Genomic DNA, 14,970 nt, shown 5'->3' on the forward strand with positions numbered 1-14,970 from the left:
TGGAGCGTGCGGCGGCACCGTCGGCGCCTCAGGCAGGTGTGCTCCGGGCGGACGGCTCCCTCTCCGTGCCGCCCGCGGCCACCGGCTCGGCGGAGCCCTTGGCGGGTGCCGAGGACTGGGCGATGAAGGCGCCGACGAGGACGACCGCGCCGCCGAGGATCTGCGGCGCGGACAGGTGCTCGCCGAGCAACACCCAGGCCAGGACGGTCGCTATGACCGCCTCCAGACAGGCGACGACGCCCGCGACCTGGGGAGACAGCCGCCGCACGGATGTCACACCGGTGATGTAGGCGATCACCGTGGCGACGAGCACGATCCAGGCCAGCAGTGCGACGGCCGGTACGGCGGTGCCGTTCAGGTGCGCCGAGCCGGCCAGCACCGACCAGCGCATGGTCCAGGGGCGGGCCACGACGGTGAGCACGGCTGCGCCGACGAGCAGGCCGTAGGCGATGACACCGAGCGGATCCGGCGCCTGTTCGCCCGCCTCGCCGCCCTGGTCGGACAGGACGAAGTAACCGACCTGGCAGACGGCGGCGCCGAGCGCGCACAGCAGGCCGAGCGCGTCGAAGCTCAGCCCCGACCACACCTGCACCACGCAGGCGAGCCCCCCGGCCGCCAGCACCACGCCCAGCGCGGCCGCACGCGTCACCGGCCGCCGCTGCACGAACCGCACCCAGCCGAGCACGAGCGCGGGCGCGAGGTACTCGACGAGCAGCGCCACGCCGACCGGGATGCGCGAGAGCGCGGCGAAGTAGCAGGCCTGGACGCCCGCGACGGCCAGCAGTCCGAACCCGGCGAGCAGCGCGGGGCGGCGGCGCAGCAGGGCGCGGTGGCGCACGGCGAGCGGCAACATGACCACGGCGGCGCCCGCGACCCGGAGCCACACCACGTGGAGCGGGGCGAGTCCGGCTTCGATCAGCGGCTTGGCGGCCACTCCGGACCCGCCGAAGGCCAGCGCCGAGGCGAGCGCGAGACCGAGCCCGACGCCCTTGCCGTGGCTGCCCTGACTGCGTTCAGACATATGCACCGGCACATGATGACAGCGCACGACAGGAGCGTCACCCCTGTTGACACCTGTCTCAGAGGATGGACGGGCACGGGCGTTCGGCGCCCGGCCTCAGCAGGCCGCCCCGTCGTCGGCGTGCTCCCCCGCGCCGGCCTCGATCCGGGTACGCAGAACGTGGGCGGGGACACCGGCGCGTTCGAGAACCTCGACCGCCCGGGACCCCGGGTCCACGACCAGCGCGGCGAGCAGGTCGGTGCCGCGGGCAAGGGTCTCGCCACGCTCCTGGGCGCGCCGGCGGGCGTCCTCCATGGCGGCGGCCGCGGCCGGCGACCAGGCCCCGGCGTCCTTGGGCTCACCGCCGTACAGGGCGGGGTCGGGTACGACGGCGATCGCGCCGGAGTCCTCCACCGTGCTCTGCCAGCGCAGCCCGTAGCCGATGCTGCGCTGCACGAGGTAGCCGAGCAGCCGGGCGAGCTGCGCGGTGTCGCCGACGGCGGCACGGACCTCGGGATCGGACTCCAGGAGCGAGTGGAGCAGATGGGCGGTGTCGATCTGCCGGTCACCGTCCCGCACCGCCCTGCGGCGGGCACCGGCGACCACCGCCGCCAGCTCGGCACCGAGCCCGGCAGCGTCGTACGGGCGCGGACCGCCCTGGTCATGGGCGGGCTGGCGGGTCATACGGTGTTGCACATCCCCTACCCCATCAGCCTCAGAGCGCCGAGTCATCCGCGAGGGGAACCATGTGTGCATCCCGCGGAAAGTGGACATCGGCGACCGGGATCTCATCCTTACGGAGGAGATCAGACGAATTCCGGCCACAGGCCCCATGGACCGCGCCGGCACTCCTCACATCTTCTGACGGTTCATCAGTATTGAATGTTCGAGGCCCTGCGGCTACGTTCCGCGACACCGTAGCCCGACACGAAGGGGTGGTCGCATGGCCGAAGTCAGCGCGGAGGCACGCATCCAGGCGCCGGCCGAGAAGGTGTGGACCCAGCTCACGGACTGGCCGGCCTACGGCGAGTGGAACGCGACCCACACCAGCTTTCCCGGGGGCGGCCCCGAGACCCTGGCGGTGGGCGGGACGTTCCAGGAGAACATGAAGCTGATGGGCTTCCCGGCGGAGGTCGACTGGACCATCGAGGAGCTGGAACCGGCCCGGGTGTTCGCCATCCGCGGCAAGGGTCCGATGGCGGTGACCGTGGCCACCCGCTACACGCTCACCCCCGACGGCGACGCCACGACGGTCCGCATCGACGGCGAGTTCACCGGGGCCGCGGTGTCACTGATGGCGGGCAAGCTCAAGGACTCGGCGACGGCCGCCCTGAACGAATCTCTGCGCAAGCTGGGCGGCCTGGTCGGCTGAACCCGAGGACGGGAAGGCGCCCCGCGAAGGACTCCACGGGGCACCTTCGTCGCCGTACGGCTCAGTGCTCGTCGGCCAGGATGAGGTACAGCTTCTTGCGGGCCTCGTTGATGACGGCCAGCGCCTTCTCACGCTGCTCCTTCGTACCGGTCTTCCAGACCTGTCCGAAGGCCTCCATCAGACCGAAGCCGGCCTGGCGGATCTCGCCCAGCGCCTCCCAGTCGACACCGCGCGTCGCCTCCTCCCAAGGAGCGTCCGGCCCTTCCTCGGCGGCGCTGCGGCCGCTCCCGGTAAGGGAGAACAGCTTCTTGCCGCCCTCGCTCTCACTGGTGATCAGGCCCTCGTCCTCCAGTAGCTGCAGGGTGGGGTAGACGGAGCCCGGGCTGGGCTTCCACGCGCCACCGCTGCGCTCGGCGATCTCCTGGATCATCTCGTAACCGTGCATCGGCCGGTCCTTGAGCAGGGCCAGGATCGAGGCGCGTACATCACCGCGCCGCGCCCGCCCCCTCGGACCTCCACGCCCTCGGGGCCCCCAGGGTCCGGGGCCGAAACCGGGGCCGCCGGGCCCGAATCCGGGGCCGCCCGGGCCGAAGGGCCCGAAGGCGGCCCGCCGCCCCTCGAAACCGCCGAAACCACCGAAGCCGCCCCCGCCGCGCCGGCCCGGGCCGTCCTCACGATGTCCACGCTCGAATCCGTGGGCGCGCATCGCGATCACTCCATTCCATCGTTGATCTGTCACGTATCACTCGCGTTCTTTACGCGATGCCTCAACGATATATCGGAACCGATCGCAGAACAAGCCCCGTCACGGCCGGGGGCGGCACCGACCTCCGGCGCCGGGGCGACGTCGGCCGACTGCGAGCCCAGCCCGCATGTGCGCGCCTTATCTCCATCCACGCGGCCGATGTGCCGAATTTGCCATATATGGCAATATGGGGTACGCGGCATTTGGTGCTGACGGAACCTTCTTTGCTGAACCCTCCGTTGGGTGGGTTCAGACGACCGAGAGGAGTGCATCATGATCGCCAAGCTGCTCGGCAGGCTGTCCTTCACGCGCCACTACGGTGCGTACGGGGCCCACGAATGGGATGCGTACGCCGGCGACGACTGAGTCTGACCGCACTGCCGGCGGGCGCCCCCGGCCGCCCACCGGCTCCCGGTCACGCTGCCGACGGCATCGGGCTGGACAGGTACGAGAGCCAGGGACGATCTCATGGGCCGTATGAATGAGCCGCCGCGGTTGCCCGGAGGCGGCTTCGCGGCCTGGAGCCGCGACCGGCTGGGAGTGGCGCGCCGTGGCGCTGACGAGTGTGGGGACGTCTGGCAGCTGGAATCGGGTGTCTACGTAGCCGCGACGGCCGAGCCGTGTGAAGCGGTCCTGCGCCGCGCGCAGGACTTCCCCAAGGCACCCTCGCCTCTCTTCCCGCCGTTGAAGCGGTCGAGCGGAGCGCCGACGCCCGAGGAGCGTGCGCACGCTCACGCCGCCCGCATGCGCGGACTGCGCGCGCAGGCGGTCGCAGCCCGGATCGGTGAGATCGCGCCCAGGACCGCTCGATGTGCCGACCAGTGGCCCACGGGCCAGGACGTCGAGATTCTGCCCCTGGTCCGGCACGCCCTGGCAGAGATCGGCGTGCACTACCTCTTCTCCGAGGACGCTCCCGCCCTGCTGCCCTTTGCCTCACAGCTCTTCCTGGCCCGGGAGGTGCTCGTACGCCCCTCGCGCTGGGCATGGCCGCGCTGGATCCCCACACCGGCACGGCGGTTCCGCACACGGCAGCAAGCGGCCTTCACCGACGCTCTGCGGCCCGTCGTCCGCCGACGCCGTTCATCGGGCCGGCTCGGTGACGACGTGCTGGGACAGATGCTCCGGCCCTCCTCCCACTACGGCCCGCTGCCGGAAGAGGCCGTCCTCGACACTCTGCCCGGAATCACCGTCGCGACCTTCGAGACACCTTCCCGGGCAGCCGGATGGATCCTGCTCGCCCTGGCCCGGTACCCCCAGGCAGCGGACCGGGTCGCGGCCGAAGCCGCCTTGCTGCCCGCGGACCCGGCCGCGACGACCAGCGCCCACCTCGACAGCCTGCAATACACCCAGGCACTGGTACGCGAGGTGCTCCGACTGCACCCCCCGAGCTGGCTGCTGACCCGGCGCGTCGCGCGACGGACTCAGCTCGCCGGCTACACCGTCGACGCCGGGTCCACCGTTCTCGTCTGCCCCTACACCGCCCACCGCGACGCACGGGAACACTCCGACCCGGACCAGTTCCGGCCCGAGCGCTGGCTCGGTGATGCGGACTCGCCTGCGAAACCCGGGGTCTTCCTCTCCTTCGGTACCGGGCCGCACGGCTGCGAGGGAGCCGCTCTGGCCATGGCGATGCTGACGCTCCTGACTGCGCAGACCGCCCGTCGCTACCACTTGAGCGAGCCGCCCGGACCGGAACCCAGCTACCAGGTCGCCACCTTCGAAGGTCTCGCGACGGTCGGCTTGCGCCTGCGTGCCACCTTGCGCAGCCGAGAGCAGTCCCGCTTCCAGTGACAGGCCGCCTCCACCCGCGAACAGCGAACGTCGATCAAGTTCGAGTGCCGTTGCGCACCCGTTCGGGCAACCGGCTCATGGTGCGCTGATCGTGTGTCGCCGGTCGAACTCGTCGGCCAGCATGCCCATCATGACGAGGTCGTGGTGCCGGCCGGCGAGGAAAACGTGTTCCCGAAGGCGCCCCTCCTCGGTGAAGCCGAGCCGGCCGAAGAGTGCCAGCGATGCCTCGTTGTGGGCGAGGACCACTGCCAGGCATTTGTGATAGCGCCGCTCGGCGAACATGAAGCGCAGCAGCAGCACCACGGCTTCTGTCGCGTAGCCCTTGCGCCGATGGTCGGCGCCGATCGTGACATCGAACTCGAACCAGCCCGAACGAGAGCCGGTGCGATGTGAGCCGACTGTGCCCACCAGCTCTCCCCTGGCCGTCGTTTCGACTGCCAACCGGAAGCGGTCGCCATCGCCCTTGGCAACGGCTTGCTCCTTCGCCCAGGCACGGTAGCTCTCGGCGGACCGCGGCAGAGCCGGCCGGCTCCCCGGCCGCCCGTCATCGTCGGCGAAGTGCGTGAACGCTGCCCAGTCGTCGGGCTCGATTGCGCGTAGGCGTACGCGTTCACCAGTCCAGGACGATGCCATGCCCTATTTGAGCACGCTGCAGTGCGGGCGAGGCCGAGAGGCACGCCGAGGCAGGTATGGCCCGCCGTGTGCTGCCGCGCCTTCGCCAGGACCAGGCTCCCGGTATACGAAAGCGCTCCCGACAGATCCGCTTCCGACTTCCCCGACCACAGCGGACGGAAGAGCACCGGCAGGATCGGGATCCGGTCGCCGACCAGGACAGGACCGCCGTGTCCCGCTCAGCCGGCCGTGTCGGCCGGCCGCAGGGGGCAGCCGGTGCCGACGCGGGCGGCGAGGTCGGCCCGCAGGCGCGCCAGTTCTGCCATGCGCTCGTCGATGATCCGGATCTTGTCCGCGAGCAACGCGGACAGCGCCCCGGCGTTGTCGGGGGCGTCGCGCAGGTCGGCGCCGTGCCGGGCGATCTCGGCGAGCGTGAAGCCGAGGGTCTGCGCCGTGCGGACGTAGTGCAGCCAGGTCACCGTCTCGGGCGGGAAGTCACGGTAGCCGTTGGCCAGACGCCGGCCCTCGATCAGCCCGATCCGCTCGTAGAAGCGAACGGTGTCCTTGGACAGTCCCGCTCGCGCGGCCAGCTCTCCGATGCGCATGACTCCCCCGTCACTGCCTGGACTTGACCTTGGAGCGTACTCCGCTGTCTAGCGTGAGCCGCGCCGGATTCGAACCCACCCCAGGAGCCTTCGGTGCAGCTGTCCTCCGCCCCTTCCCACCCCGCCTATCTGCGTCTTGTGCGGGCCAGCGCCTGGTACGACCTCGTCGTCACGGCCGGCTTCGCGACCCCGTGGACGTACTCGCTGGCGCATCGCGCGCTGTCGGCGGCGGGGGATGCGACCGGGCTCGGCACGATGCCCGCGCTCGACGCGATGCAGACCTTGTACGCCAACCTGCTGGGCTCGGTCGTGGTCGTCTGGGCCGTGCTGCGCATCGTCCGGCCGCTGCCCCTGCACGGCCTGCTCGACGCGGCGGCACGCACGCTCTTCGCCCTGTGGCAGACGTACGCGCTGACCCACGGCGGCCCCCGGGTGCTGTGGCCGTTCCTCGTCGTGGAGGCGGGGTTCGGTGCGGTCCAGTTCGTCCCGTGGGTCACGGCGCGCCGGGCCACCGCGCGGAAAACGATCCAGGACTCGTGAATTGGCCTTGGTCCGGGGCTCGTCGCCGCCCTAGCGTCGGCATCATGCGCATCCGAATCGTCGACGCCTTCACCGACCGCCCCTTCGCCGGCAACCCGGCCGGAGTCCTGCTCCTGGACGACGGTTTCCCGGACGACGACTGGCTCCAGAACGTCGCCCTGGAGGTCAACCACGCCGAGACGGCGTTCGCGCACCGGCTGCCCGAGGGCGGTGAGGCGGACTGGGCGCTGCGCTGGTTCACGCCCGTCGCCGAGGTCGCGATGTGCGGGCACGCCACGCTCGCCACGGCCCATGTCCTGCACACCACGGGCGCTCATGAGGGGACGGTGCGGTTCGCCACCCGCAGCGGTGTGCTCGTCGCGACTCCGGGTGCCGACGGCTGGATCACCCTGGACTTCCCGACCGCGCCGCTCACCGAGTCCGAGGTCCCGGCCGGCCTCGCCAAGGCCCTGGGCGCCGAACCGGTCGTCGCGTACGACACGGGCCCCCAGGTCGGCGACCTGCTGGTGGAGCTGGCCGACGAGCGGACGGTGCTCGGGCTCGCCCCCGACCACAAGTCGCTCGGCACCCACTCCGCACGCGGCATCATCGCCACGGCCCGCGCCGACGACCCGTCCCTCGGCTACGACTTCGTCTCCCGCTGTTTCTTCCCGAACGTCGGTATCGACGAGGACCCGGTCACCGGCAGCGCCCACACCGCGCTCGCCCCGCACTGGTCCCCGCGCCTGGGCCGGGACGACCTCACCGGTCTGCAGGCCTCCCGCCGCAGCGGGCTGGTCCGCACCGGACTGCGCGGCGACCGCACCCTGCTCACCGGCCGCGCGGTCACCGTGATCGAGGGCGAACTGCTCGCCTGAACGGGCGGGCCGGCCCTCAGGCCGTCGGCAGCCAGCCCACCTTGCCCGCGAGCAGCGCGTAGCCCACGAACGCGCCGATGTCGAGCAGGGAGTGCGCGACGACCAGGGGCCCCACCCGGCCCCAGCGGCGGTAGAGCCAGACGAAGACCACACCCATGACCATGTTGCCGAGGAAGCCGCCGACGCCCTGGTAGAGGTGGTACGAACCGCGCAGGACCGCGCTGGCCACCAGTGCGGTCCCCGGGGTCCAGCCCAACTGCCCCAGCCTGCGCAGCAGATAGCCGACGACGATGACCTCTTCGAGGATCGCGTTCTGCAGCGCGGACAGGATCAGCACGGGGTACTTCCACCACACGCCGGGCAGCGCCTCGGGCACCACGGTGAGGTTGAAGCCGAGGCCGCGGGCGGCCAGGTAGAAGGCGATGCCGGTGCTGCCGATCACGGCCGCGATCCCCGCGCCCCGGCCGAGGTCGGGCCAGGGACGGGTGCGGTCGAAGCCCAGCGTCCGCAGGCCCTCGCCCTCGCGCAGCAGCAGGTGGGCCACCAGGGCCACGGGGACCAGCGCGGAGGCGATGCCGAAGAGCTGCCAGGCGAGGTCGAGCCAGGGGCGGCCGGGCGCGGCCGAGGCGTTGAGAGTGGCCGCCTGGTCCTTGAGCCCGCCGGGCTTGGTGACCGACCCGACAAAGCTGATCAGCGCGGACACGCCGCTCGCCCCGAGCGAGAGCCCCAGGACGAGCAGTGTCTCGTCCCGGAAGATCCGTCGCGAGAACCGCTCCCTGGGGTACGACTCGGCCACCGGCTCCGCCTCCACGTGCACTCCTGCCTTCGGTCCGGTCATGGGAGGTCACAGCATGCCGGATCACTCTGCGGAGTGCTTGCCCGGGCCGGGCTCGCCGCGTGGGCCGGTGGCCCTCAGCCGAGCGGCACCGGTTCGGGCAGCCCCACCGGCCAGGTGTGCACCGGCTCACCCCCGTGCATCAGCTCGGCATAGCGCCGGGTCGTCGCCGCCAGCGCCGCCTCGCGGCCGAGGCCCTGCTCCAGGGCCCTGTGGAAGGTGGCCGCCTGCCAGGACGCGCCGTTGACCCGTCGTCGGCACCGCTCCTCGATGACGCCCAGGTACAGGTCCCGGTCGGCGGCCTCCACGCCCCACGCGTCCAGGCCCGCCGAGGCCAGTGGCAGCAGCTCGTCGCGGACCAGGATGACCGCGTCGACCTCGCCGGTGCCGCCGTAGCGTCCGCGCCGCGGCCAGACGAACCGCGCGTCGATGCCGTGGCGGCAGGCCGCGTCGAAGTTGGCCTCGGCCGCCTGGAAGGGCAGCCGGGTCCACACCGGGCGCGCCTCCTCGGCCAGCGCACGCACCAGGCCGTAGTAGAAGGCCGCGTTGGCGATCACGTCGGTGACGGTCGGCCCGGCCGGCAGCACCCGGTTCTCCACGCGCAGGTGCGCAACGCCGTCCGCGATGTCGTAGACGGGCCGGTTCCAGCGGTACACCGTGCCGTTGTGCAGGACGAGTTCGGCGAGCCTGGGCACACCGCCGGCATCGAGGACCTCCAGCGGATCCTCCTCGTCGCAGATCGGCAGCAGGGGCGGGAAGAAGCGCAGGTTCTCCTCGAACAGGTCGTACGCGGAGGAGATCCAGCGCTCGCCGAACCAGATGCGCGGCCGCACCCCCTGGGCCTGGAGCTCCGGCGGGCGGGTGTCGGTGGCCTGCAGGAACAGCGGAGGACGGGATTCGCGCCACAGCTCGTGACCGAACAGGAAGGGCGAGTTGGCGCCGACGGCGATCTGGGCGGCGGACGCCACCTGTGCCGCGTTCCACACGTCGGCGAAGCGGGCCGGGGTCACCTGGAGGTGCAGCTGTACGGAGGTGCACGCGGCCTCGGGGGCGATCGACTTCGAGGTGCGGACCAGATGCTCCACCCCCTCGATGTCGAGGCGGAAGTCCTCGCCGCGGGCCGCCACGATCTGATCGTTGAGCAGGGTGTAGCGGTCCGCCTCGGAGAGGTTGGCGGAGACCAGGTCATCGGGGTCGAGCGTGGGAAGAATACCGATCATCACGATCCCGGCGTCCACCTCGCCGGCTTTCCGGTCGGCATACGCCAGCGAGGTGCGCAGCTCCTCGGCGAGCCGGTCGAATACCCGGCCGCCCAGCCGGTGTGGGGCTATGTTCACCTCCAGATTGAACATGGCGAGTTCTGTTTGGAAATCGCGGCTCGCGATGCGCTCGAGAACCTGCCCGTTCAACATTTTCGGCATGCCGTCGGGGCCGGCCAGATTCAATTCGATCTCCACCCCCATGAGGTTCTTCGGGCGATCGAAGCGCTTCTCGACCAGCAGCCGCTCCAGTCCCGCCAGGCACTTCCGGAGCTTTTCGCGGTAGTGCTGGCGATCGGACAGATCGAACCGCCCTGCCACGACCTTCTCCCCCATCGAAGTGTCCCTCCTCGGATGGGCGGGCCGCAGAACCGGCCGCCGGGGTCCCGGGTCAGGTGGGATGATGCCCAATGAAAGCGATCGATAACGTCCCGCGCGGGCCCGGCACCCGCTAGTCTGTCGAAATGTTCCCCGCGGCACATTCACGGGGCATGCCGCATCACGCACGTTCGTATGCCCCGGGCGCCTCGTGAAAAACGCCGACGACATTCGGCCGACCGCGACGGCGGTGTATTACGAGGTCAGCGGCGTTCACCCGGCCGGGAAATCGGGATTTTTACCGCGTATCAGCGACTGAATGACACCTTGACCGGGTCACCGGAATCCGATAGATGAAACACCGTCTGAACACGTGTCGTATAAACTTCGCGTACAAGGCAGAAGGTTGGCGCCCGCGGTCCTGGTTCTTGCCATGTTCCTGCCGTCAAGGTGACGGACGGCAGGCCGCAGTCGCACCCTCGTTCACCGACCCGGGCCCCCACCTCTCTGGCCACCCCGTGAGCAGACAGCGCCGTCCGCCCCACCCTCCTCGCGCCGCCGCGCCTGTCGAACGAGAGGCGACCCACCATGCCGCTGCACGTGCCCCCTGCCCCCGCGCCCGCACTGCGCTCCGTCCTCACGGCCCTCGGTTCCCCCACCGCGGTGCGCGAGGCCCGAACCCCGTCCCTGCGCGTCGCCCAGGGACCCGTGACGCCCGAACTGCCACTTCCCGTGCACGTGTTGGACCGGATCACCGCGCAGGGCCTGTCCGCGACACGGCTGGCCGGCTGGCGCTTCCTGATCCGCTGCGGGGACCGCGCGGTGGCCGCCGCCGACACCATGCTGACCCCGGACGGATGGGCCTTCTCGCACTTCTTCGAGGGCCCCTACATCGGCTCGACGGAGCGCGCCCTGCAGCAGGCCGAGGCCCTGCAGCAGCCGTACCAGCCACGACTGCTGTCCGTGCCCGGGCTGTACATGCTCACCCTGTGGCTGCACGGCGACACCGCCGCCGACGGCACCGAGGGCCATCCGGCCGCCACCGACCTGCTCGTCCCGCTGGCCCCGGCCCCGCCCGGCATATCGGCCCACCGGCCGCACCGGGTCGCCGAGTTGCTTCCGGTGCTGACCCACCGGGCGACGCCCGTCCCACTGCTCGGCTCGCCCGCCTGACCGCCGGCGCCCGTGTGCCCCGCCGCCCGGAAGGGAAGCGGGGCACACCTATTTTCCCGTACGACCGTTTATTCCGTGCGATCCTTTCCCGTGCAACCACTTTCCCGGCAGCCTGCGCTCGTACGAGCAATTACCCGCTCTTACGAGCCAGATAAAGGATCTCTTCCACTCGGACTAGCCCTATCCGGCCACCCAGAACCACCCAAAGGGACAGTGCAGTTGGAATGAACCGTCCGCCCGGGTGACGCGTCATGAACCTGTGAGAACCGGTGCGGCGAAATCCCTGCGGAATGACGCCCAGAGGACAACACTGGTTCCGACCGACCAATCACCACGGGGGGACACATGACCACGACAGAGCGAAAGATCCCACCCATGTGCCAGCACCAGCCGCCGTGTCCGCCAGCCGAGTCCGCCGACCGGGAGTCCGCCCGCCTCGTGGCGCACCATCCGGAGCAGGGCTGGAGTCTGCTGTGCAACGGCGTCCTGCTCTTCGAGGACACCGGTGAGCTTCTGCCCGACGGCCGCGTCATCGCCCCGCACCGCCCGCCCGGTGCGGACCACGTGATGACCGCAGCCTGAGCCGTCACACCCCGGGCGGTCCGCCGCTCCGTCCGGTGATCCGAGGGGCCGGCCGCACACCCATGGTGCGCACCGGCCCCGACGCGTGTCCGGGGTCGGTCACGGCCCGTAACCAAGCGCTGCCACATCCGACCCGCGACGCCATGAAGGCATACGAGGAGCGTCCAAGGTGTCGCGCAGCCTCCGTAGCGCCGAAGCAGCCTCGCATGGCCCCGAAAGTCTCGAACCTGGCGGCGAACCTTCCTGGCGCCTTGTCGCGGACTCGGCGGAGCGGGCGGAGCAAAGATCGAGCCCGGGCGGGCCGGTCGGCGGGGGAGGGAAGACCGGCCCGCCCGGGAGTCGGGGACGCGACGGAGCGTCAGACGCCCACGTCCCGGCTGCTCAGGTCGGCCAGGCACTCCCGGCGGACCAGCAGCCGGGCCCGGCCCGCGTGCACGGCGACCACGGGCGGGCGGCCGACCAGGTTGTAGGCGGAGGCCATGGAGAGGTGATAGGCCCCGGCCACGGGGACGGCGAGCAGGTCACCCGGGCGTACGTCGGAGGGGAGTTCGGCCTCGGCGAGCACGTCACCGGCCTCGCAGTGCCGGCCGACGACGGTCACCGGGGTCAGGGGCTCGGTGGCGGGCCGGCCGACGAGACGCGGCGCGTACCGGACGCCGTACAGGGCGGGTCGCGGGTTGTCGCTCATGCCGCCGTCGACGGCCACAAAGGTGCGGGCGCCGGTGCGTTTGACGGACAGCACGTGGTAGACGGCGACGCCCGCCGGTCCGGCGATCGCCCGGCCGGGTTCGATGATCAGGCGGGGTACCGGGAGTTCGGCGGCCGCACAGGCCGCGCCGAGTTCGGCGCGCACCCTGCGGGCCAGCACGGCCGGGTCGAGGGCCGGTTCGCCGGGACGGTAGGCGATGCCGTGGCCGCCTCCGAGGTCGAGTTCGGGCAGCGTGATGCCGTGCTGGTCCCGCAGCCGGGCCATGAGGCCGACCATGCGGCGCACGGCGGTGACGTAAGGCTTCACGCTGGTGATCTGCGAGCCCAAGTGGCAGTGCAGTCCGGTCAGCTGGAGCTGCGGCTGGTCCAGTATCCGGGCGATGACGTGCTGGGCGTGGCCGTCGGAGAGGGAGAGGCCGAACTTCTGGTCCTCGGTGCCGGTCCGGATCTTGTCGTGCGCGCCCGCGCCGATACCGGGCACCACCCGGACCAGCACCCGCTGTCGGCCGTCGGGCCCGAGGGCGGCGGCCAGCGGGGCGATCTCTGTGGGACCGTCGATCACGATCCGGCCCACCCCGAGGCGCAGCGCGGTCTCCAGGTCGTGCGGCGACTTGGCGTTGCCGTGCAGCACGATCCGCTCGGGCGGGAACCCGGCGGTGACCGCCAGTTCCAGCTCTCCGGCCGAGCAGACGTCCAGGCCCAGGCCCTCCTCGTCCATCCAGCGGATCATGGACCGGCACAGGAACGCCTTGGCCGCGTACAGGACTTCGGCCTCGGGGAAGGCCCGCAGGTAGGCGCGGCAGCGCTCGCGCACCTCGCCCTCGTCGAGGACGTAGACGGGGGTGCCGAAACGGTCCGCGATCTCTGCCAGCGGCACACCGCCGACGGCCGGATCGCCCGGGCGGGGCTCGGTGGTGGAGGCGGGCCAGACGGACAGGTCGGCGGGGGTGGTGGCCGCGACGGGTACGGCGGCTTCGTGCACGGCGGTCATCGGGTGCTCCCCTCGGTGACCCGGAAGGGCTGGAGCGGGATCGCCGGTGCGGCGGGTTCGGGTGCGGGCGCCGAGAACGAGGGGTCGACGGTGAGGGTGGTGACGCCGAGCGGCGCCGTGAGCGCGCGCAGTGCGGGCTCGGCCAGCCGGATCCAGGGCTGATCGGGGCCGAGCGTGCCGGCCAGGCGTCGTACGGAGGTGAAGGCGACGGCCGTACGGCCGCCCAGGGGAGTGCGGAACAAGCGGGTCGCGCACCCGGCGGGTCCCGGCCGGACGGGCACGAACAGGGGTCCGGCCGGGGTGCGTTCGGAAGGCTCCGGGTCGTCGTCGCAGAGCAGCTCGGGCATGGGTCGCCTCCTGGGCGGATGGGTGGGCCGCTTGGTGCCCCGGACGCGGGGAGGCGGACCGGGGCTGTCTCGACGCTATGCCCGTCCTGGCAGGTCCACCGACGCCTCATGACGCGATGCTGACGGGGATGGGGGCGACGCTGACGCGATGCTGACGGGGGGGCCGTGGCCGTGGTGCCCGGGCGCGTCGGGGTTCTGCCGTGAACAGCGTCCCCCGGCTGGTCGAATCGCCCGCGCGGGAGTGGGATGAGAGGGAGGCCCCACGAACGGGTCCGTCCGGGGGAAGGGCCCGTTGACACCCGTGAGGAACGGTGAAGTCATGTCCGGTTACGACGCCTCGGCGGCCGCCCGGGTGGTGGTCGGCGTGAGCGGGTCCCTGGGCAGCGTCACAGCCCTGCGCCGGGCCACCGCGCTGGCCCGGAGTCTGGGAGCCGTGCTGTGGCCGGTGCTGGCCTGGGAGCCGCCCGGCGGGGATGCCACCGCCCGCCGCTCGCCCACGGCCGGGCCGCTCATCGAGGAGTGGCAGCGGCTCGCCAAGCAGCGGCTGGCGTCCGTGCTCGACGAGATCTTCGGCGAGCACGGCCCGGGCGTGCCGATGCACGCCGTCATCGTGCGCGGCACTCCGGGCAGGGCGCTGGTGGCGATCGCGGACCGCGAGGACGACCTCCTGGTGGTGGGCGCCGGCCGGCGCGGACTGCAACGCGCCTTCTCCGGCCGGGTCGCCCGGCACTGCCTCACCCACGCCGTCTGCCCGGTGCTCGCCGTACCGCCGTCGCCGCTGGAGTCCGACCTCGTGGCGGTCCACCGGCGCAACGCCTGGCATCTGCGCATGGACACCCGGGGCCTGTGACGGCCTCGCGGCCGAGATGATCAGCCCTGGTGCCGCACGAGCGTCAAGAAGGCGCAGTGCGCCGTCAGGGTCCCGTCAGGGTGCGGCACGGCCGCGTCTCATCGCTCCCCCGTCCCCCACCGTCGGCGCCGCGGGACGCATCGACCGCGAGACGGCATGGACGGTGTTCAGGACATCGGGTCCGGAACAGTGGGCTTCAGGGCCTCCCGCCGCAACTGCGGATCCTCTTCGGCCGGTGCAGCATGGAGACGTCGCACCGGATGACGCACGGTGTCCGGTCCCCGAGACCGCGGCCGCCACTCCCCCGTACGGTCCAAAGCGCCCCGCCGACTTCCGGGCCTCCGCTTCTTGATGCGTCACCTCCTCCTGCGGGGTCATTCTTAAC

The 14,970-nt window shown here is 71.6% G+C and carries 16 protein-coding genes; 7 read left to right on the plus strand and 9 right to left on the minus strand.

Going from position 1 to position 14,970, the window contains the following annotated elements:
• Positions 1-28: 28 nt before the first annotated feature.
• Both AVL59_RS33155 and AVL59_RS33160 read right to left on the minus strand, forming a co-directional pair.
• Positions 29-1,021, minus strand: coding sequence for an EamA family transporter (locus AVL59_RS33155; RefSeq protein WP_162494779.1), 993 nt, complete (start codon positions 1,019-1,021; stop codon positions 29-31).
• A gap of 96 nt (positions 1,022-1,117) precedes the next feature.
• A complete protein-coding gene (locus tag AVL59_RS33160) occupies positions 1,118-1,684 on the minus strand; it encodes a Clp protease N-terminal domain-containing protein (protein ID WP_237281759.1) in 567 nt (188 codons plus the stop codon).
• A gap of 259 nt (positions 1,685-1,943) precedes the next feature.
• Between AVL59_RS33160 and AVL59_RS33165 the strand changes: the two genes are divergently transcribed.
• Entirely contained in the window at positions 1,944-2,372 is a 429-nt protein-coding gene (locus tag AVL59_RS33165) for a type II toxin-antitoxin system Rv0910 family toxin (protein ID WP_067312087.1), read from the plus strand.
• 61 nt (positions 2,373-2,433) lie between these two features.
• On the opposite strand, the gene AVL59_RS33170 is transcribed toward AVL59_RS33165, so the two are convergent.
• Entirely contained in the window at positions 2,434-3,078 is a 645-nt protein-coding gene (locus AVL59_RS33170; RefSeq protein ID WP_067318053.1) for a PadR family transcriptional regulator, read from the minus strand.
• Positions 3,079-3,594: 516 nt separating this feature from the next.
• Between AVL59_RS33170 and AVL59_RS33175 the strand changes: the two genes are divergently transcribed.
• A complete protein-coding gene (locus AVL59_RS33175; protein ID WP_079147481.1) occupies positions 3,595-4,908 on the plus strand; it encodes a cytochrome P450 in 1,314 nt (437 codons plus the stop codon).
• A gap of 75 nt (positions 4,909-4,983) precedes the next feature.
• Here the strand turns inward: AVL59_RS33175 and AVL59_RS33180 are convergent, their stop codons facing one another.
• On the minus strand, positions 4,984-5,541 hold the full coding sequence (locus AVL59_RS33180) for a GNAT family N-acetyltransferase (protein WP_067312090.1): 558 nt from the start codon (positions 5,539-5,541) through the stop codon (positions 4,984-4,986).
• Positions 5,542-5,759: 218 nt separating this feature from the next.
• Positions 5,760-6,125, minus strand: a complete 366-nt coding sequence (locus AVL59_RS33185; RefSeq protein WP_067312093.1) for a MerR family transcriptional regulator — start codon at positions 6,123-6,125, stop codon at positions 5,760-5,762.
• Between the two features lie 93 nt (positions 6,126-6,218).
• On the opposite strand from AVL59_RS33185, the gene AVL59_RS33190 reads away from it, so the two are divergent.
• A complete protein-coding gene (locus AVL59_RS33190) occupies positions 6,219-6,665 on the plus strand; it encodes a hypothetical protein (RefSeq protein WP_067312095.1) in 447 nt (148 codons plus the stop codon).
• A 44-nt stretch (positions 6,666-6,709) separates the two neighbouring features.
• Positions 6,710-7,522, plus strand: coding sequence for a PhzF family phenazine biosynthesis protein (locus AVL59_RS33195; protein ID WP_067312098.1), 813 nt, complete (start codon positions 6,710-6,712; stop codon positions 7,520-7,522).
• Between the two features lie 16 nt (positions 7,523-7,538).
• On the opposite strand, the gene AVL59_RS33200 is transcribed toward AVL59_RS33195, so the two are convergent.
• Both AVL59_RS33200 and AVL59_RS33205 read right to left on the minus strand, forming a co-directional pair.
• Complete coding sequence (locus AVL59_RS33200) at positions 7,539-8,339, minus strand: CPBP family intramembrane glutamic endopeptidase (RefSeq protein ID WP_067318057.1); 801 nt, start codon at positions 8,337-8,339, stop codon at positions 7,539-7,541.
• Positions 8,340-8,434: 95 nt separating this feature from the next.
• Entirely contained in the window at positions 8,435-9,952 is a 1,518-nt protein-coding gene (locus AVL59_RS33205) for a glutamate-cysteine ligase family protein (RefSeq protein ID WP_067312101.1), read from the minus strand.
• A 570-nt stretch (positions 9,953-10,522) separates the two neighbouring features.
• Here AVL59_RS33205 and AVL59_RS33210 point away from each other — a divergent pair.
• Complete coding sequence (locus AVL59_RS33210) at positions 10,523-11,107, plus strand: hypothetical protein (protein ID WP_067312103.1); 585 nt, start codon at positions 10,523-10,525, stop codon at positions 11,105-11,107.
• Positions 11,108-11,482: 375 nt separating this feature from the next.
• A complete protein-coding gene (locus tag AVL59_RS33215; RefSeq protein ID WP_067005653.1) occupies positions 11,483-11,689 on the plus strand; it encodes a DUF5999 family protein in 207 nt (68 codons plus the stop codon).
• Between the two features lie 358 nt (positions 11,690-12,047).
• On the opposite strand, the gene lysA is transcribed toward AVL59_RS33215, so the two are convergent.
• Positions 12,048-13,388 carry a diaminopimelate decarboxylase gene (gene lysA / locus AVL59_RS33220; RefSeq protein ID WP_067312105.1) on the minus strand — a complete coding sequence of 447 codons (1,341 nt, stop codon included), beginning with the start codon at positions 13,386-13,388 and terminating at the stop codon, positions 12,048-12,050.
• Positions 13,385-13,735 (minus strand): SAV_915 family protein, encoded by a 351-nt coding sequence (locus AVL59_RS33225; RefSeq protein ID WP_067312108.1) that lies wholly within the window; start codon positions 13,733-13,735, stop codon positions 13,385-13,387. Before AVL59_RS33225 ends, lysA begins: the two co-directional genes overlap by 4 nt.
• A gap of 319 nt (positions 13,736-14,054) precedes the next feature.
• Between AVL59_RS33225 and AVL59_RS33230 the strand changes: the two genes are divergently transcribed.
• Positions 14,055-14,585, plus strand: coding sequence for a universal stress protein (locus AVL59_RS33230; protein ID WP_067312111.1), 531 nt, complete (start codon positions 14,055-14,057; stop codon positions 14,583-14,585).
• Positions 14,586-14,970 lie beyond the last annotated feature (385 nt).

The sequence above is a fragment of the Streptomyces griseochromogenes genome, assembly GCF_001542625.1.
Lineage (GTDB): Bacteria > Actinomycetota > Actinomycetes > Streptomycetales > Streptomycetaceae > Streptomyces > Streptomyces griseochromogenes.